The sequence below is a fragment of the Streptosporangium brasiliense genome, from assembly GCF_030811595.1.
Lineage (GTDB): Bacteria > Actinomycetota > Actinomycetes > Streptosporangiales > Streptosporangiaceae > Streptosporangium > Streptosporangium brasiliense.
Map to the genome: position 1 here is coordinate 1,459,196 of NZ_JAUSRB010000002.1, position 17,927 is coordinate 1,477,122.

Annotated in this window: 13 protein-coding genes and 2 pseudogenes; 10 read left to right on the plus strand and 5 right to left on the minus strand. The window is 69.2% G+C overall.

The window, feature by feature from the left end; genetic code table 11:
- Window positions 1-29 precede the first annotated feature (29 nt).
- Window positions 30-1,031, minus strand: a complete 1,002-nt coding sequence (locus tag J2S55_RS15215) for an SIS domain-containing protein (protein ID WP_306861041.1) — start codon at window positions 1,029-1,031, stop codon at window positions 30-32.
- 329 nt (window positions 1,032-1,360) lie between these two features.
- Between J2S55_RS15215 and J2S55_RS15220 the strand changes: the two genes are divergently transcribed.
- The 4 genes and pseudogenes from J2S55_RS15220 to J2S55_RS15235 all read left to right on the plus strand — a co-directional run.
- The gene (locus J2S55_RS15220; RefSeq protein WP_306861042.1) at window positions 1,361-2,680 is read left to right on the plus strand and encodes an ABC transporter substrate-binding protein; all 1,320 of its coding nucleotides are present in this window, start codon (window positions 1,361-1,363) and stop codon (window positions 2,678-2,680) included.
- Window positions 2,681-2,707: 27 nt separating this feature from the next.
- On the plus strand, window positions 2,708-3,595 hold the full coding sequence (locus tag J2S55_RS15225; protein ID WP_306861044.1) for a carbohydrate ABC transporter permease: 888 nt from the start codon (window positions 2,708-2,710) through the stop codon (window positions 3,593-3,595).
- Window positions 3,589-4,425: a carbohydrate ABC transporter permease gene (locus tag J2S55_RS15230; protein WP_306861045.1), complete on the plus strand. Its 837-nt coding sequence runs from the start codon at window positions 3,589-3,591 to the stop codon at window positions 4,423-4,425. Before J2S55_RS15225 ends, J2S55_RS15230 begins: the two co-directional genes overlap by 7 nt.
- A 403-nt stretch (window positions 4,426-4,828) precedes the next feature.
- A pseudogene (locus tag J2S55_RS15235) lies at window positions 4,829-4,993 on the plus strand (hypothetical protein); the annotation flags it as partial.
- Window positions 4,994-5,193: 200 nt separating this feature from the next.
- Here the strand turns inward: J2S55_RS15235 and J2S55_RS15240 are convergent.
- The gene (locus tag J2S55_RS15240; protein ID WP_306861049.1) at window positions 5,194-6,582 is read right to left on the minus strand and encodes an NF041680 family putative transposase; all 1,389 of its coding nucleotides are present in this window, start codon (window positions 6,580-6,582) and stop codon (window positions 5,194-5,196) included.
- 163 nt (window positions 6,583-6,745) lie between these two features.
- Between J2S55_RS15240 and J2S55_RS15245 the strand changes: the two genes are divergently transcribed.
- Window positions 6,746-7,560 (plus strand): IS5 family transposase gene (locus J2S55_RS15245; protein ID WP_370879673.1). Its coding sequence is split into 2 segments (ribosomal slippage): window positions 6,746-7,103 and window positions 7,103-7,560, totalling 816 coding nucleotides; the frame shifts between segments, so codons are not numbered across the junction.
- Window positions 7,561-7,677: 117 nt separating this feature from the next.
- Here the strand turns inward: J2S55_RS15245 and J2S55_RS15250 are convergent.
- A complete protein-coding gene (locus tag J2S55_RS15250; protein WP_306861053.1) occupies window positions 7,678-9,210 on the minus strand; it encodes an MFS transporter in 1,533 nt (510 codons plus the stop codon).
- 210 nt (window positions 9,211-9,420) lie between these two features.
- On the opposite strand from J2S55_RS15250, the gene J2S55_RS15255 reads away from it, so the two are divergent.
- Window positions 9,421-10,278: a TetR/AcrR family transcriptional regulator gene (locus J2S55_RS15255; protein WP_306861055.1), complete on the plus strand. Its 858-nt coding sequence runs from the start codon at window positions 9,421-9,423 to the stop codon at window positions 10,276-10,278.
- Window positions 10,279-10,866: 588 nt separating this feature from the next.
- Window positions 10,867-10,968: pseudogene (locus J2S55_RS15260) on the plus strand (SDR family oxidoreductase); the annotation flags it as partial.
- Between the two features lie 24 nt (window positions 10,969-10,992).
- On the opposite strand, the gene J2S55_RS15265 reads toward J2S55_RS15260, so the two are convergent.
- Together J2S55_RS15265 and J2S55_RS15270 are read right to left on the minus strand one after the other, a co-directional pair.
- Complete coding sequence (locus J2S55_RS15265; protein ID WP_306861057.1) at window positions 10,993-11,685, minus strand: response regulator; 693 nt, start codon at window positions 11,683-11,685, stop codon at window positions 10,993-10,995.
- The gene (locus J2S55_RS15270) at window positions 11,682-12,863 is read right to left on the minus strand and encodes a sensor histidine kinase (RefSeq protein WP_306861059.1); all 1,182 of its coding nucleotides are present in this window, start codon (window positions 12,861-12,863) and stop codon (window positions 11,682-11,684) included. Before J2S55_RS15270 ends, J2S55_RS15265 begins: the two co-directional genes overlap by 4 nt.
- 269 nt (window positions 12,864-13,132) lie before the next feature.
- Between J2S55_RS15270 and J2S55_RS15275 the strand changes: the two genes are divergently transcribed.
- From J2S55_RS15275 to J2S55_RS15285, 3 genes are all read left to right on the plus strand, one after another.
- A complete protein-coding gene (locus tag J2S55_RS15275) occupies window positions 13,133-14,275 on the plus strand; it encodes a serine hydrolase domain-containing protein (protein WP_306861061.1) in 1,143 nt (380 codons plus the stop codon).
- A complete protein-coding gene (locus J2S55_RS15280) occupies window positions 14,272-16,494 on the plus strand; it encodes an MMPL family transporter (RefSeq protein WP_306861063.1) in 2,223 nt (740 codons plus the stop codon). Before J2S55_RS15275 ends, J2S55_RS15280 begins: the two co-directional genes overlap by 4 nt.
- A 271-nt stretch (window positions 16,495-16,765) precedes the next feature.
- Window positions 16,766-17,920, plus strand: coding sequence for a glycosyltransferase family 4 protein (locus J2S55_RS15285; RefSeq protein ID WP_306861065.1), 1,155 nt, complete (start codon window positions 16,766-16,768; stop codon window positions 17,918-17,920).
- Window positions 17,921-17,927: the final 7 nt, after the last annotated feature.

A 17,927-nucleotide genomic window follows, 5' to 3' on the forward strand; every position in this document is an offset into this window, starting at 1 on the left:
CGGGCGACCGTCCGGGCGGGGGCCGGGACTCAGTAGTCCATGACGCGGTAGTAGCGGCGCAGGTCGAGCGAGTGGTCGCGCACCCTCTCAAGGTGCTTGCTGACGCGGCCCATCACGGTGTCGAGCACGAGCGGCGCGAGGAGGCCACGGAACTCCGGGCTGATCCCCTTGAGCGGGTAGTCGCGCGTGTCGAAGACGGTGACGTCCTTCGAGACGCGCCTGGCGAAGGCCTCGGCGCGGTCGGTGAGGGGGCGCGTCTCGTCCTCACCCTGGAAGACGATCACGCTCGTGTCCTCTTCGAGCAGTTCGAGGGAGCCGTGGAAGAACTCGGCGCTGTGCACCCTGGTGGTGCGCAGCCACTGCATCTCCTCAAGGATGCACATGGAGTACAGGTAGGTGAACCCCCACAGGTTCCCGCCGCCGATGAGGAAGTGGTAGTCGGTGTCCTTGTGGGCCTCGGCGAAGGCGGCCGCCACGGGCTCGGCCTGCTCGGCCACCTCGACGAGGATCCGCGGGAGGTCGGCGGCCTCGTCGGCGAATTTCTCGTAGCCGTCGAACTCGCCCCTCCGCCAGAGCAGCCGGCCCATGAAGAGCAGTAGCTGCGGGTCGAAGGGCCAGGTCTTCGGCTCCGTGATGAGCGCGGCGTCGACGTTCTGGGCGATGGGCGAGTCGGGGTAGCCGGTGAAGCCGATCGTGTAGGCGCCCTTGGACCTGCAGTAGTCGATGGCGCGGATGCTGTCGTCGGTGGTGCCCGAGACCGAGGTGAAGACCGCCACCGAGCGTCCGCCGAGGGCCGCGTCGCCCGAGACGAGCAGCTCCGCCGCGATCGCGGCGCGCACGTCGAGGGTGGAGCCGCGCCGGGCGAGGTGCTCGTACGGCCACATCTGGGCGTAGGTGCCGCCGGCACCGATGAGGAAGAGGTTGTCGAACCCCTCGTCCACGAGCCGATCGACGAGCTCCTCGATCTGGGGGCGCAATGCCACCGCGCTCGCCATCTGCGAGAGGAATTCCGGCTCGTTGAATCCGAGCATCTTCGCGTCCTTTCGGGAATGCTTGCGGCCGGCGCCGCCCTGCGGCCTGATACCGGTATCACGCGGGGATCACGCTGGCACAGAGAGCGTGATCCCGTCAACACCGCAGCCGACAACGGCCGGTCAACACGCTCTGACTTGGTTCTATGTAACAGGACGGCGTCATGTCCGGGCACGGAAAATAAGATCTTGATTTCAGGTCTGGTACCGGTATCAGTTCATCTGTACAGTCAGCCGACACCAAGCGGTTCGTGTCGGAGACACCCCCACGGCGGATCTGAGGTGCCACAGCACCGGCGGTCCCCTCTCCCCCGAGAGAAAGGAAGCCCATGCGCCCTCGCGCACTGACGACGTTCGCGGCACTCGCCGGGGCCCCCGTGCTCGCCCTCGCCGGCTGTTCCGGCGGGACGGCGACCGCCCCCGCGGCCGACGTCACCGCCGGAGTGGAGTTCTCCGGAACTCTGAGCATCCTCACCAAGTTCGCCGGCGACCCCCTCAGCCCCTACTTCGAAGGTCTGGCCGCCGACTACGAGCGGATGCACCCGGGGGTGAAGGTCGAGCTCATCCAGGAGACCGACCAGAGCATCAAGGACAAGACCAAGACCCTGACCGCCTCGGACGCCCTCCCCGACATCTACTTCACCTGGACCGGCAACTGGGCGGAGAACTTCGTACGCGGTGGCCGCGCGGCCGACCTCACCAAGGTGATCGGCCCCGACACCCCGTGGGGGAAGACCTTCAGCAAGGCGTCGCTGTCCGCCTTCGCCTACGACGGCAAGTACTACGGGATCCCCCTCTACAACAACGGCAAGTTCATGGGCTACAACAAGGCCGCGTTCGCCAAGGCCGGGGTCAAGGCGCCCACCACCTTCGAGGAGCTCATCGGCAGCTGCACCGCGCTGCGCAAGGCGGGGTACGAGCCCGTCGCCTTCGGCAACAAGGACGGCTGGCCCGCCCTGCACTACCTGCAGCAGCTGTCGGCCTACAACGTGCCGGGCGCCACCCTCCAGGCCGACTTCCACCCCGCGACGGCCAAGCTCGACCATCCCGGCTACCTCACCGCGCTCAAGCAGTTCAAGACCCTCGTCGACGAGTGCACCGACACCGGCAGCGGCACCAACGGCGTGCTCTACACCTCGGCGCAGGAGGCGTTCGCCAGCGGCAAGGCGGCGATGTACTACCAGGAGGTCCTCGAATTCGACAACGCGACCGCCGGCCGGGGACTCACCGCCGAGAACTTCGGCATCTTCCCGCTGCCGGTCCCCGCGGCCGCCGGCGGCGACCCCAAGGTGATCGAGGGGGCGCCCGAGGGATACCTCGTCAACGCCAGGTCGCCACGCGCGGCGCTCGCCGTCGACTTCATGAAGTTCGCCACGGGCCTGGAGAACGCCAAGAAGCTCTCCGCGCCGCCGTACGGCCAGCCCAGCACGGTCATCGGCGCCGTCACGCCCGAGACGTCGAGCAAGGCCGTGTTCGAGGGCATCGAGGCGGTCAACCGCGCGCCGCAGCTGGCCAGCTGGCTCGACATGGTGACGGTGCCCGAGGTCGCCGACGCCTGGCTGGCCGGTGGGGAGGCCCTCATCAGCGGTGGCATGACCCCCGAGAAGGTGCTCGAAAGCGTGCGCCGGGCCTCGGCATCGGCCAAGTAGCCCGCGCGGCCGAAGGAGAGCATGCCGGTGCGCACCATCTTTCACAGGGCACTCGGGCTCGCGTGGGTGATCCCCGCACTCGCGCTGGTCGGGGTGTTCGTCTACCTGCCGCTCGTGCAGAACTTCGGGTTCAGCACGCTCAAGTGGGACATCTACAGCGGGAGCCAGGAATACATCGGGCTTGAGAACTACCGCAAGCTCCTCGACGACCCGGTCTTCTGGTCGTCGTTCGGCAACAACCTGCTGTACGCGGTGGTCTCGATCGTGTTCCAGGTGTTCGGCGCGCTCCTGCTCGCCGCGCTCATCGAGAGCATCCGCAGCGAGCGGTGGCGGCGCGGTCTCCGGGCGGTCTACTTCATCCCTTCGGCGATCTCGCTGACCGTCGCGGGCCTGCTCTTCTACTTCATCTACGAGCCCAACCTGGGCCTGCTCAACCACGCGCTCGAAGCGGTGGGGCTCGGGCAGTTCGGCCAGTCATGGCTGGGCCAGGAGAGCACCGCGATGTTCGCGATCATCGCGATGAGCCAGTGGCAGGGCTTCGGCTACTCCACCCTGCTGTTCGCCGTCGCGATCCAGCGCATCCCCTCGGAGATCTACGGCGCGGCGGCCATCGACGGCACCGGACCGGTCCGCCGCTTCGTCCATGTGACCCTCCCCCTGGTGCGCGAGATGACCGGCCTCATGACGATGGTCACCATCTCGGGCGCGTTCCAGGTGTTCAACGAGGTCATGGTGATGACCAGCGGCGGGCCCGACAACTCGACCCAGGTGCTGGGGACCTGGCTGTACCGCAGCGGTTTCGTACGCAACAACTTCGGCTACGCCGCCGCGATCGCGACAGTGCTCTTCGTGATCACGCTCGGCGTCGCCATGGCGCAGCTGTGGGTCACCCGCAGGAGAAGGGTGGAATGGTGAGTCGCCTGGGCTTTCTCGGCGTGATCGCGCGCCTGTTCATGTGGGCCTTCCTCCTCGGCCTCGCGGTGGTCGTGCTCTACCCGCTGCTGTGGATGGCGCTCAACGGGTTCAAGACCAACGCCGAGCTCTTCGGCAACCCCTTCGCCCTCCCCGTCGACTGGAGTTTCGACAACTACCGCAAGGCGTGGAACCGCGGGGTGAGCGACTATCTCACCACCAGCGTGCTCGTCACCGTGACGTCGACGGTCGCCACCGTGTTCGTCAGCGCCTGGGCCGCCTACGGCCTCACCCGCGTGAACATCCCGCTCAACAAGGTGATCACCGCGGTGATCCTCGGCGGGCTCATGCTCGCCCCCACCGTGGCGCTCGTGCCCCTGGTGAAGATGTTCCAGGCGATGGGCCTGTACAACAGCTTCTGGGCGCTGCTCATCCTGTACACGGCCTTCCGCGTCCCCTTCACCACCTTCCTCATCCGCGCCTACATGCTCGATCTCCCCCGCGAGGTCGACGAGGCCGCCGATGTGGACGGCGCCGGCCGCTGGACGGCGTTCTGGCGGATCATCCTCCCCATGTGCAAGCCGATCATCACCTCGACGGTCCTGCTGCACATCCTCTTCGCCTGGAACGAATACCTCTTCGCGATGGTCTTCACCAGCGGCAGCGGCGTGCAGACCCTCCCGGTGGGCCTGACGAGCCTGATGAGCAAGCACGGCACCGAGTTCCCCGTCGTCTTCGCCGGCATGGTGATCGCGGCCGTCCCGGTGGTGGCGCTGTTCTTCTTCGGCCAGCGCTACATCGTCAAGGGCCTGGCCGACGGGATCGGGAAGTGACGGCGGCGCGGCGCGTACGGCGGGCAGCCCGATGACCCGCTCCACCGGCGGCCGGCCCGCGGGACGCCCGGCATAGCGCGGCGGGAGGCCGCCGTACGGCGGTCGCCCTCCGGGGCGCGCCGGCCGCCTCCCCCGCCGCACGGCCCACCTGGCGTGGACCACCTCGGAGACCGAGGTGGTCCACGCCGTTTCCATGACCGGGCGCCGCCCTGACAGGGCGGCGCCCTCTGCGGGTTGGCCCCCGAGTAGGAGCGGTACGGCGAACTGGGCTTACTGTCACATTTGTTGACAGTGCTCCATGATGGAGGCCGACGCACCGCCGAACCCGACGATGTCGGGAGGGGGACAACCGATGTTGGAGGCCCATCGATGGCGGGACAGGTGTTGACCGCACGATGATCTCGTCAAGAGGACGAGGGTCTCTCAGGTGCTGCGGGCGGTGCCCGGTTATGGCCCGGCCAGGGTCGCCGCAGTGATGGCGACGTGCGGGGTCGGGGTGAAGCGACGTGCCGGTGACCTGGGGGAAGCGCAGCGCGAGCGGCTGCTCGCCGCGCTCGCGCACTGGTGAAGAACGTGTCCCTCGGGGAATGGCGCTGGCCTGCTGGGGTGAATCGCTCTAGGCCGAAGCTGAGAGCCGATCGGCGGTCCGACGAGCCTTCGCCACCGCTTTTGATCTTGACCTGGGAATGGATCGTTTATGAGAACGGCCTCGGGGAACATCGGTACAGCGGTTGGCGCTTAGCTTCGCTTTTAACCCGGTGATGAGTGTCAGGCCGCCTGGTTGGTCATTTTGATGGCCGGATGGCGGGGAGCAGGGCCACGGGGAGTGTCACGTGGGCGGCCCGGGGAGTGCCCGCAGGGTTGTGGCGCGCTGGCGGGAGTGCCAACCTCCGCGTGAACGGAGCGAAATGCGCGCCGTACCCGCCCGGGGGTCAATCGGCGGGCGGGCAGGGGTTTCTCCCAGGGCAGGTGTAGGTCGGTGACAAGGGTGCGGGCCAGGCGCAGCTGGGTGTAGGCGGCGATGACGAGCCAGGTCCACCGGTCGGCTTGTTCGGGGGTGCGGGGCCGGGGCAGGGTCCAGTTCAGGGTCTGCTTGCAAAAGCGGAAGGTGTGCTCGATGTCGAACCTTCGCACGTAGGAGCGCCACAGCAACTCCAGGTCCAGGAGGCGATACCCAGTGGGGCCGTGCCACCACAGCCACAGGGTTGCGGGTTTACGGGTGCGGCCGGGCAGCGCGGTCACGGTGAGCCGGACTACGGTGCCGACCACGATCGGGCGCGGACCGCGACTACCGTGCCCGTCATGCTGCTGGGTCTTGGCGTGCAGGCCGCTCCAGGCGCACACGGTGACGGTGCCGTATTGCGGGTCTGCTGTCGACAGGGTGGCGCTCGGGGCGGGCCAGGTGTTCTCATCGGCGCAGACGAATTTGGCGCCGTGCCGACGTGGCCGGCCGCGGGCGTCTGGTTCGGCGGGCGGCGGGTCGGCGTAAAGGCAGCGATCGGAGCGGATTCGCACCAGCAACTGTGCCGGTGCGCCCTGCAGGGCAAGGGCCAGCCGCACCGCGTCGTAGCCGCCGTCGAAGACGAACAGCGGCAGATGGCCATCGGCGTCGGGCAGGCGCGGCAGGAAGCCGAGGATCTGGGTGGCCGCGGCGTCGTTGATGTTGGTGCCGGGCGGCAGGCGCGTCACATCCAGCGGGGCGGTCCAGGAGTTGGTTGTCAACTCCAGGCCGGCCAGCCAGGAGAACGCCCACCCGGCGATGATCGGTTTACCGGCCGAGTGCCGGGTGGGGTGGTAGTAGAACCCGCGGCCGGGTGAGCATTCGGCATCGTTGCGCGCCCAGCAGCTGACATCAACGGCGAACACCGCAGGTTGCCGGCGCAGTTGGCGGGCGAGCAGATCCCGCAGCGCGCCGGTGTTGATGCCTCCCTTGGCGAGCGCGGCATACACGCTGCCGTGCCCGCGCCGGTGCAGGGGATCCAGCGACAGGTGCGGCAGCGAGGTTATCGGTCCGGCGGCCAGGACGGCGTCGGTGAGTTCGAACAGCGCATCTCGGCGCCGGGTGAAACAGCTCATCAACTGCTGCCGGAATGCCGCTAAATCGGCGGGCCGGGGGCGGGCCAGGTCTGGCGGGAGGACACTGGAAACGACGGCCACCACACACCTCCGGGCACTTGGTCGTACTCGGAGCATCGCGCGGTGGCCGTCCTACGTCGAGAACCATCCGTCACCGGGTTAAAAGCGAAGCTTAGAGCGCCTAACAGAATGAGCTCTGCTGTGTTTTGATCTCTCGCTGTAGCGACGGCGAGAGGGGTGGCGGGTGACGCGGCTAAAGCCGTGGGAGGTCAGCGACGAGTTGTGGGCGGTCATCGAGCCATTGCTGCCCAAATACAAGCGGCGAGCCCGCTGGCCAGGGCGAAAGCGCCTGGATGACCGCCTTGCCCTACAGGGCGTCTTGTTCGTGCTGCACACCGGCATCGCCTGGGAGCATCTACCGCAGGAACTCGGGTACGGCTCGGGCATGACGTGCTGGCGGCGGCTGAACAAGTGGCACAAGATCGGCGTCTGGCAGCGCCTGCACGAGGTGCTCCTGGCCAGACTACGAGCGGCCGATGCCCTCGACCTCTCCCGGGCCGCGGTGGACTCCTCCCACATCAGGGCCCTAAAAGGGGGGCGCAGACCGGGCCGTCCCCGGTCGATCGAGGACGGGCCGGCAGCAAACACCACCTGATCACCGACGCCACCGGCATCCCGCTCGCCGTGATCCTCACCGGCGGCAACCGCAACGACGTCACCCAGTTGGTGCCGCTGCTGGAGGCGATCCCACCGTTGCGCGGCAAGCGCGGACGGCCCCGACGGCGACCTGAGGTCGTCCTGGCCGATCGCGGCTACGACCACGACAAGTACCGCCGGCAGGTTCGCGCCCTGGGCGTTCGCCCGCTCATCGCACGACGCGGCACCGAACACGGCTCCGGCCTGGGCAAACACCGCTGGGTCGTCGAACAAACCTTCGCCTTGCTCCATCACTCCCGCCGACTGCGCATCCGCTGGGAAGTTCGTGACGACATCCACGAAGCCTTCCTCAGCCTTGGCTGCGCCCTGATCTGCTGGCGCCGTCTCAGCTCATTGTGTTAGCAGTTCTAAGCCCTCGTCCTCCCTGGCCGGTGGCCGGCGGGCCGGCGGACCGACACCTTGACGAGGCCGTACGTGTTCATGGAGCCGACGGTCCGTGACGCGTATCGGAGGAACCGGTCAGGGGTGGGTGCGGGGCCGCCGCAGCACTGTGGCCACCAGGAGTGCGCCCGCCGCTGCCAGTGCCGCGCAGACGACGGCCGCGATACGGGTCTCGTGTGCGAAGGCGGCGAAGGCGCTGTCGCGCATGGCCGCCGCGATCGAGAGCGGGAGATCCGCAGCGAGGTCGACGGCTCCGCCCAGGGTGGCAGCTGCCGCCTCCAGTTGTTGCGGGTCGAGTGAGCCGGGGGCCGTCGCCGTGATGTCGGCCCGGTAGAGGGCGGCGCCGATGCTGCCGAGGATCGCGATGCCGAGGGCCCCGCCGAACTCGGCGGAGGTTTCGGCCATCGCCGAGGCGGCTCCGGCCCGTTCGGGCGGAGCGGCGGAGACGATCACCTCGGTGACGACGGCGGAGACGGCGGCGATGCCGATCGAGACGATCCCCATGCCTATGACGATGTGCAGGGAGCCGCTATGTGCGCCGGTGAAGGCGAGCTGGATGAACCCGGCGACGGCGATGGTCAGTCCGGCGGTGATCACCCGGTCTTTTCCGAGGCGTGGAGCGGCCATGGTGGCAAGTGCGATGCCGACCGGCATGACGAGGAAGGTGGGCAGTGTCCACAGGGCTGCCGTGAACGGCTCCATGCCGAGGACCAGTTGCAGGAACTGCCAGCTGAACAGGGAGAAGCCGACCATGCCGAAGGTGGCGAGTGCGTCGATGCCGAGAGCCACGCTGAAGCGGCGCTCGCGGAAGAGCCCCAGGTCGAGCATCGGGTGGGGACTCCGGCGCTGGTGGCGCAGGAAGACGTAACCGAAGGCGAGCCCGGCGGCCAGGGACAGCAGTGCCGGAGCGCCGAAGCCGTGTTCCGCACCCGACTTGATGCCGTAGATCACGCCCAGGACCGCAAGGAGGGAGAGGATGGCGCCGGCGAGGTCGAAGCGGCCGGGAGCGGGGACGCGGAACTCGGGCAGCAGAAGCGGGCCGAGGGCGAGCAGCAGTGCCATCACGGGGATGTTCACCAGGAATACCGAGCCCCACCAGAAGTGCTCCAGGAGAAGGCCGCCGATGATCGGGCCGAGTACCGCGCCGCCGGCGAAGCCGGCCGTCCACACGCCGACGGCGGTGGTGCGCTGCTTCTCATCGTTGAACATGGCGCGGATCAGGGAGAGGGTGGACGGGGCCAGCGTGGCACCCGCGACGCCGAGCAGCATCCGGGCGACGATGAGCGTCTGCGGGGTGGTGGAGAACGCGGCGAGGGCGGAGGCGAGACCGAATGCCACTGCTCCGCCGAGCAGGACGCGGCGGCGGCCGAAGCGGTCACCGAGGGTGCCCATGGTGATCAGCAGGCCGGCCAGCATGAAGCCGTAGCCGTCCATGATCCAGAGCAGTTCGGAGCTGCTCGGCCGGAGGTCGGCGGTCAGGGTCGGAAGCGTGGTGAACATGATGGACATGTCCATCGACACCAGTACGCAGGGCAGGACGAGGACGGCCAGGCCCGCCCACTGTCTGCGTCCGGCGCGTTCGGTCACGCGGTCCTTCACTGTTCCGTTCATCGGTTCTGCCTCGTTCTCTCTGCTCATGAATCTGTGCGTCGGCCGGGGATTCCACCGCATGCGAAGGGCTCATTCCGAAACCGACGCGTACAGCATACGCACGAGTGCAGGAAATCAAAAAAGGCTTTAAAACCCCGAGATGGTCGCCATGACTTCCGTTGCGTTAGAATTTCGTCACGGTCCGGCGGTGTGACGAAAAGGGAGGTCGGAATGGTGGTGGAGGGAGGCAGCGGTACGGCGGGCGATGCGCGATGCGCGTACTGCGGCACGCCGTTCGAACACGCGGAGCGGGGACGCCCGCGCCAGTACTGCTCGCGCGCCTGCCAGGCACGCGCGTACCGGGCCCGCCGCGCGGGGCACGACGAACTGGACGGGCGCTCCGGCCTTCCGGGGCCGGACGCCGGCCCGCCCTCTCACACCGAGTCCCCCCTCTCCGTGGACCGGATCGTGAGCGCCGGGATCGGGATCGTGGACGTCGAGGGGCTGGACGCGCTGTCGATGCGCCGGGTCGCAGAGGCTCTGGGGGCAGCGACCATGTCCCTCTACCGGCACGTCCCGTCCAAGGACGAACTGCTCGCACTCATGGTGGAGGCCGCACAGAACGAGGTGCCTCCGCCGCAGACCCCGGCGGACGGCTGGCGGGAAGGGCTGAGGCGGGCGGCCCGGCGCGACTGGGAGCTCTACCTCCGCCACCCCTGGATCCTGCCGCAGGTCATGATCTCCACCCGTGGGCGGCTCGGTCGGGGAGTGGCCGCCGACAGCGAGAGCGCGCTCGCCTCCTTCGACGGACTCGGCCTGGAACCGGCGGAAGCTTTCCGCCACATGTTCACCTTCGCCTCCTACGTACAGGGTGTGGCACTCACTCTGGTCGCGGGTAAAGCCTCCACCGGGCCCGCCACATCCCTTGGCCCTCCGGACGACTTCTCCGACTTCCCCCGCCTCGCCCGGGCCATGGCCGCAGGTACCCAGCCCTGGGATCTGGAGGCCCAGTTCACCGCGGGCCTGGAAACCGTCCTGGACGGCATTGCCGCCGCCCTGGCGCGCAGAGGCGGGCACGGCGATTCCTGACCGGCTTCTGCCGTGACGCCGAGCAGGCCGGCGCCGGTCACCGGCTCAGCGTTAACCGCCGTACTGGTGTTCCACATGGCCAGAGTTACGAGAACCGCGTCACGCTCTTCCCGGCACTACAGCCGGACCATGATCGATCTCAGCGCCAACGGCTGTACCGGTGTTCCCCAAAGCCGGAGAACGCCGACAGCAGTCGTCGTCGCCCGCCGTTGCCGGAGGAGTGGCTAGGCGCCGTGCCCTGGGCGATGCTCTCCGGTGCCTCGGCGGGAGCTCGGTGCACGGCAGGGGCGTGACGGTCGGGGCGGCGTTGTTCCGCTGTTGGCTGGCCGTTCTTGCGGCTGCGCCGTGTTCTGGCTCCGGCCCCGGATCTTGCGCGATCTTCACGACGTCGAGCCCGGCGGCACGGGCCTGCGTGGACATCCGCGCCTGGATGGACCAGTGGAACGAGGCCCCCAAGCCGTTCGCGTGGACCAAGAAAGCCGAGGAGATCCTCGGATCCCTCGCTCAATATCGCCGACGAATTTCGGGTGGATGACACTATCCCCAGCTCAGGGCGGTATCCGACGGTAATCCCGCCAGTGCGGGACCCCGGAGGACCTCGCGGGCGCCGCCGTCTTCCTGGCCTCAGCGGAGTCGGTCTGGGTGACGGGCGGTGACCTGGTCGTGGACGGTGGCGACGCGGTGGTGTGAAAGCATCCGCACCGGCAGGCCGCGCTATCCGGTGGGCGGGTTCCCGGTTACCTGGCGGGCGGTGACCAGGCCCGATTCGTAGGCCGCGATGACCGCCTGGGCGCGGTCGCGCACGGAGAGCTTGTCGAAGATGCTGGTGATGTAGTTCTTGACGGTAGAGAGGCTGAGGCCAAGGGCGCGGGAGATCTCGGTGTTGTCGAGGCCCGTGGCCATCAGCCGCCATACCTCGACCTCGCGGGGTGTGAGTTCGTCCAGGCCCGTGGGTGTCGGCCGGGTGCCGTGAGGCGCCCGTACGTAGGTGGAGATCAGCCGGGTGAGCAGGCGTGGCGCGACGGCGGCGTCGCCGGCGTGGACGGTGCGGATCGCCGCGCTCAGGTCCTCAGGTGAGCTGTCCTTGGGCAGAAACCCGTAGGCTCCGGCGCGCAGGGCGCCCACGAGATACTCGTCCATGTCGAAGGTGCTGAGGGCCAGGACCCGGCTGCCGGGCACGGTGGAGGCGAGTTCCCTGGTCGCGCCGACTCCGTCGAGGACGGGCATCCTGATGTCCATCACCACGACGTCGGGGCGTAGTTGGCGGGCAAGGGTGACGGCCTGCGCGCCGTTCTCGGCCTCTCCCACGACCTCGAAGGACGGGTCGGGGGAAAGGATCAGCGACAGGCCGCGCCGTACCAGCAACTGATCGTCCACGATCAGCACCCTGATCGGCGGCGCGGTCATCGGTGCGCCCCTTCGTGCTGGACGGCCTCGTCCGTGGTCAGCGGCAGGTCGGCCACCACGGCGAACCCCCCGTCGGCCTGCGGGCCCGCGGTGAGGGTGCCGCCGTGCAGGACGACGCGTTCGCGCATGCCGATCAGGCCGTATCCGCCGGCGCGCGCCCCCTCCTGTGGCGGGCCGTCCCCGCCGTCGTCACGTACTTCGACGATGACTCGATCCTGACGGTAGATCAGCTCCACGGACGCGCGGGCGGCCCCCGCGTGCTTGCGGGTGTTGGTGAGGGCCTCCTGAGCGATCCTGAACACCGTGAGGCCGACGGTCGGCGGCAACGGGCGCCGCTGCCCGTGGACACTGAACTCGGTCGGCACTCCGGCGAAGCGGGATTCGGCCACCAGGCGGTCGAGGTCGTCGATACCAGGCTGGGGCTGGGACGGCGCGACCTCGGGTTCGTCGCCGTCCCGCAGTACGTCCAGGAGCTGGCGCATCTCGCGCAACGCGAGCCGCCCGGAGGACTCCAGGGTGACCAGGGCTTCCTTGACCACCTCCGGTTCTGCGAGGTTGGCCCGCGCTCCGCCGGCCATCAGCTGCATGGTGGTGATGTGGTGGGCCACGATGTCGTGCAACTCCCGTGCGATGCGGCGGCGTTCGTCGGCCACCGCACGGTCGGCGAGGAGCCTGCGGTTGGCGTCCACCTCCCGCTGCCAGCGGTTCATCACCATGGCGGCGCCGACGACGATCAGGATGGTGAGCGGCGGGGTGATCGCGTCCTGCCAGGGCGGAATGCGGCCGTTGCTCTGGCTCAGCAGCGTCACCGCTACCGTGACGACGGCCGCGAGCGCCGTCACGCGGCCGGGGCAGGCCCTGGCCGCCGAGTACAGGGCGACCACCAGCACGGCGCCGAAGTGCCGGGGCAGCGGCACGGTCAGGGTGGCCGTCGCGTCGAGTGCCAGGACGGCGGCGAGCGCCGCCACCGGGTGGCGGCGCCGGGCCAGCAGCGGCAGTGCTGTCAGCGCGACGAAGAGGAACCCGGTCACGCTCACGGTGTGCAGGCCGTCGGAGGCGTTGAAGAACACGTAGCTGAGCAGGTTCATCACGCAGGCGCCGCCGGTCACGAGGGCGTCGTTACGGCTCCACGGCAGCTCCCGGGCATCGCCGGACCCGACGTATCGGCTCCTGGACATGTCTGACTTCCCCCTGTATCAGGCCTCTTGGCCCCCGAAACAGGGTTGCACAGCAGTCGCGATGCTCTCACCGCGCGGACCTGGACTAGGACCAGGGTCCTGGTCGCGGCCTTGGGGAAGGCCTCAGGGCCCCGGTCAGGATCATCCGCTGCCAGGAGGTTTGCCGCTCTTCTGACTGATGGTCTGGATACCGGCCGGGAACCCCCGGCACCAGGTACATCTGCCAGGAGGCAAAAATGAGTGTTGGCCAGCGTCGATTCCATGCGGTCGTGGCGACAGCGGCCGTGGCCGTGTCGGCCGGTGTGCTGGCGGTGAGCCCGGCGCACGCGTCTTCCCCCGGTTACGACCGGGCGGCCCTGCAAGCGGACCTGGACGCGATCCGCGACGCCGGCACGCTGGGCGTGCAGGCTCGGGTGCGTTCGCCCCGCGCCGATCTGGCCGCATCCAGTGGTACGGCGGTGCTGGGCCGCCAGGTGCCGGTCCCGAGCGGCGGGCATTTCCGGATGGGCAGCAACACCAAGACCTTTGTCGCCGCCGTGATCCTGCAGCTCGAGGCGGAAGGGCGGCTCTCCGTCAACGACAGCGTCGAGCGGTGGCTTCCCGGGCTGGTGCGCGGCAACGGCAACGACGGACGCGCGATCACCGTCAAGCACCTGCTCCAGCACACCAGCGGCCTGCACGACTCCGTGGGCGACATCGAGAAGAAGATGCACACGGAGCGGGGTTACCGCACCTACCGGTTCCTGCGCATGAGCCCGCGGCGGCTGGTGGCGCTCAGCATCGGCCATCGACCGCTGTTCGCCCCCGGCTCCCGCTGGAGCTATTCCAACATCAACTACACCTTGGCCGGAATGATCATCGAGAAGGCCGCCAGGAACTCCTGGCGCGAGGAGGTGACGCGCCGGATCATCAAGCCGCTGAAGCTGCGGAACACGACCCTGCCCGGCGACTCCCCGCTCCTGCCCAAGCCGCACGTGCAGTCCTACACCGAGGACGCCGAAACCGCGCGCCCGTTCCGCTCCACCTTGCTCAGCCTCGGCTGGGCCGGCGCGGCGGGCGAGGCCGTCACCACCACGGAAGATCTGGTCAGGTTCTGGCGTGCACTGCTGGGCGAGCAGGTGCTGTCGCAGCAACAACTGAAGAAGATGATGACCACGGTCCCTGTCGGCGTGCCCGGCAGGGAGTTCGGGCTGGGTATGGCCAAGCAGCGACTGAGCTGCGGGGTCACGGCCTGGTCGCACCCCGGCGGCACCCCCGGGTTCATCACCGACAACGCCGTCACCCAGGACGGCCGTACCAGCGTGATCGTCTCCCGGAGCACCTACCCCGGCACGCGAGAGCAGGGCCAGGCCACGGCCCGCCTGATCGACAACGCACTCTGCGCCGCTTCCGTCCGCCGGAGCACGTCGTGATCCGCGCCTTGACCGGATACTCCACCAGACACCCATGGAAGGTCATCGCCCTCTGGGCGGTGCTGGGCGTCGCGTTGAGCGCCCTGATCCCGACCCTGTTCGACCGGGTCACCCAGAACCAGACCGGGGACTTCCTGCCCCGTAGCTACGACTCGGCCGCCGCCCTGAACATCGCCGAGGAGCGGTTCGGGGTGAATCCCGACGCGACCACGGTGACGGTGCTGGTCGCCCGCTCCGACGGCAAGGCCCTCAGCGCCGCTGACCAGGAGCGGATCGAGGCCGAGGCGGCGAAGCTGGCCAAGCGCCGGGTGATCATGCCGAGGGAGGACGACGGTCCGCAGCAGTACCTGCTCCCCGACCGCTCCCAGACCCCCACGATCGCCCCGGCGATGACGGCACCCGACCGGAGTTTCGAGCTGCTCTCCGTCGAGCTGATCGGCAATCGTGCGGATAGGGGCGTCCAGGGCGTCTACCGGACCTTCAGGGACGCCGCCCGGACGCAGTTCTCAGAGGCGGGGATGCGTACCGGTTTCACCGGGCCTCTCGCCGACGCCGTCGACACCGTCGATTCCCGCAAGATCGCCACGACGGTCGGGGGCGGGCTCATCATGGGGCTCATCATCCTGCTCAACGTGCTGGTGTTTCGCAGCGTGCTGGCGGCCCTGCTGCCGTTGCTCGCGGTCGCCCTGATCGGCTTCGTGGCCGCGGGTGCCGTCGCGGGCGCCGCGATGATCACCGGGCTCAAGCTCGACGCGAGCACCCCCGGACTGATCAACGTGGTCTTGTTCGGCATTGGCATCGACTACCTGTTGTTCCTGCTGTTCCGCTTCCGCGAGGCACTGCGGGCCAGGCCCGAGCAGTCAGCCCGCGAGGTGGCCGGGCAGGTCTCCGGCCGGGTGGGCACCGCGATCACCTCGGCGGCGCTGACCATCGTGGCCGCCTTCGCCACGCTGGGACTGGCGACCTTCGGGCAGTTTCGCTCGATGGGCCCCGCGATCGCCGTCGCGATCCTGGTGATGCTGCTCGGCAGCCTCACCCTGCTGCCGGCGCTGCTCGCGGCCACCGGCCGCAAGATGTTCTGGCCCTCCAGCACGGCCTTGCACCGCGAGACGCGCGAGGGCCGTGCCGCCCGCTTGGGTGAGCTGGTCACGCGACGCCCGCTGATGATGCTGACCGCCTCTGTCGCCCTGCTCGCCGCACTGGCCGCCGGGCTGATCGGCATCCGCATGGACTACGGCCAGGGCAGCCCCGGCACCCAGACCCCCGCCGCAGCCACCGCGGCCGAGATCTCCCGTACGCTGCCGGCCGGCGTGTCGGACCCGACGAGCGTCTTTGTTACCGCCAAGGACGACGGCGCCCTCACCGCAGACCGGCTGGACGGTCTATCGCGAGCGCTCACCCAGGTTAAGGGTGTGGGCCAGGTCGCGCGGACCGTCCTGAACAAGGACCACCGCGCCGCCAGGATCGACCTCTATCCGACCGCGGACCCGCAGAGCCAGCAGGCCCGCGACCTGGCCTCCGGACCGATCAGGGCCGCGGTCGCCCAGCACACGCCCGCCGGGACGACGGCACACGTGGGCGGGACCCCGGCGATCATCGCCGACATCTCGACGGCTGTCGAGCACGACCTCACGATCGTGTTCCCGGTCGCGGCCGCGCTGATCGCGCTGATTCTCCTGCTGCTCCTGCGCAGCCTGCTCGCGCCGGTGATCCTGATGCTCTCCGTCGGGCTCGGCTTCGCCGCCACCCTCGGCGCCGCCACCCTGTTGTTCCAGCACATACTCGGCAAGCCGGGCGTCAGCTTCACCCTCCCGCTCGTGTTGTTCCTGTTCGTCGTCGCCCTGGGCACCGACTACAACATCCTGATCACCGACCGGATCCGGGAGGAGATGCGGCGACCAGGTCCGGCCCGCGCCGCCGTGGCCCGTGCCGTACGGCACACGACACCGGCCATCACGACGGCCGGCGTGGTGCTAGCCGCTTCCTTCGCCAGCCTCGCCACATCCTCGGGCAACGAACAGATCGCCTTCGCGATGACGCTGGGCATCATGGTTTCCGCGCTTGTGGTGTCGCTGGTGCTGGTCCCCGCACTCACCGCACTGCTCGGTCGGGCCGTCTGGTGGCCGGTCCGCCCTCGACCTACCACGAACCCGCAGGACCGTGCGCCCGAACCCGCCCCGGCACCCGACCGGGCCCCAGCCTCTTGGGGCTCGCCATAGCCGCCGCCCCTGACGGCATGGAAGGGGTACGGCCGGAGTACGCCAGAAACACACCGCTTGGTGCAGGTATCTCGCCTGGTGTCAGCAGCCGTGTCGTCGTGCTCGGAGGTGATGCGGGCAGAGGTCTCCCGCCGAGACTGTTCCGACCCGAGAGAAAGCGCTTACGGTACAAACGGTTCCGGTGCAGGTTCACCCCCGATTACCGCTGACCGGGGGTGCGCAGCGGCCGGAAGTTGCCCTCGCGCACAGCCTCGGGCAGGGAGAAGTTGTAGTGGCCCAGGAAGTTGAGCCACTCGAAGCCGACACGATCAGAACCGTCCTCAACCTCGCCGGGCACCTCGCGCGGACGCACGACGTCGAGATCGTGAGCGTGGTCAGGGAGCGCGAGCGGCCCTTCTTCCCCGTGCCCGCCGGCGTCCGCGTCCGCTACCTCGACGAGCGGCTGCATCGGCGCAGGGGCCTGCTGTCACGCCTGCCCAGCGTGCTGGTGCCCAAGGACGAGGCCGCCTACCACCGGTTCACCCTCCGGACCGGCCTCGAACTTCTCCGCTACATCCGCTCCCGCCGCCGGGGCGTCCTCATCGGCACCCGGCCGGGCCTGAATCTGATCGTCGCCCGCGCCGCCCCGCCCGAGGTCATCACGGTCGCCCAGGAGCACGCGAACCTCTCGGGCCACCGGCCGGCGGTCCGCAGGCAGATCCTCCGCCGGTACGGCAGGCTCGACGCCCTCGTCACACTCACCCGGACCGACCTCCTCGCCTACCAGCGCGCCTACCGGCGGGCGGGCAAGAGCGCCCCGCGGACCCTGACCCGGATCCCGAACGCCGTCACCCGGCTGGAGGGCGGCGTCTCCCCCCTCACCGCCAGGACCGCGGTCACCGTGGGCCGCCTCACCCACGTCAAGGGCCACGACCTGCTGATCCGTGCCTGGGCCCAGGTCCACGCCAGGCATCCGGACTGGACCCTGTGCGTCTTCGGCGGCGGCCCGCGCCGGGAGAAGCTCCAGGCGTCGATCGACAGCCACGGGCTGACCGGGCACGTGCTCCTCGGAGGCTCCGTCAAGGACGTCGGCGCGGAGCTCGGCGCCGCCTCGATGTTCGTGCTCAGCTCCCGCCGCGAGGGCATGCCGATGGTCATCCTGGAGGCGATGAGCAAGGGACTGCCGGTGGTCAGCTACGACTGCCCCACCGGACCTGCCGAGCTGATCACCCACGGCTCCGACGGGCTGCTGGTCAGGCCGGGGAAGATCCAGGCGCTGGCCGACGCGATCTGCGCGCTCATCGAGGACGAGGAGCTGCGCCGCGAGATCGGAGCCCGCGCCCTGGAGACCGCGGCCGGCTACCGGCTCGCCACCATCGGGGCCAGGTGGGAGGCGCTCCTGTCCGACCTGGTGGACCGCCACCCCCACCACCGGCGCGAGAGGTGAACACCGC

Excerpts from the sequence above, each read along its gene's own strand:
- J2S55_RS15215 (WP_306861041.1), bottom strand. The coding sequence starts at position 1,031 with ATGCTCGGATTCAACGAGCCGGAATTCCTCTCGCAGATGGCGAGCGCG.
- J2S55_RS15220 (WP_306861042.1), top strand. The coding sequence starts at position 1,361 with ATGCGCCCTCGCGCACTGACGACGTTCGCGGCACTCGCCGGGGCCCCC.
- J2S55_RS15230 (WP_306861045.1), top strand. The coding sequence starts at position 3,589 with ATGGTGAGTCGCCTGGGCTTTCTCGGCGTGATCGCGCGCCTGTTCATG.
- J2S55_RS15250 (WP_306861053.1), bottom strand. The coding sequence starts at position 9,210 with ATGAACGGAACAGTGAAGGACCGCGTGACCGAACGCGCCGGACGCAGA.
- J2S55_RS15255 (WP_306861055.1), top strand. The coding sequence starts at position 9,421 with ATGGTGGTGGAGGGAGGCAGCGGTACGGCGGGCGATGCGCGATGCGCG.
- J2S55_RS15265 (WP_306861057.1), bottom strand. The coding sequence starts at position 11,685 with ATGACCGCGCCGCCGATCAGGGTGCTGATCGTGGACGATCAGTTGCTG.
- J2S55_RS15270 (WP_306861059.1), bottom strand. The coding sequence starts at position 12,863 with ATGTCCAGGAGCCGATACGTCGGGTCCGGCGATGCCCGGGAGCTGCCG.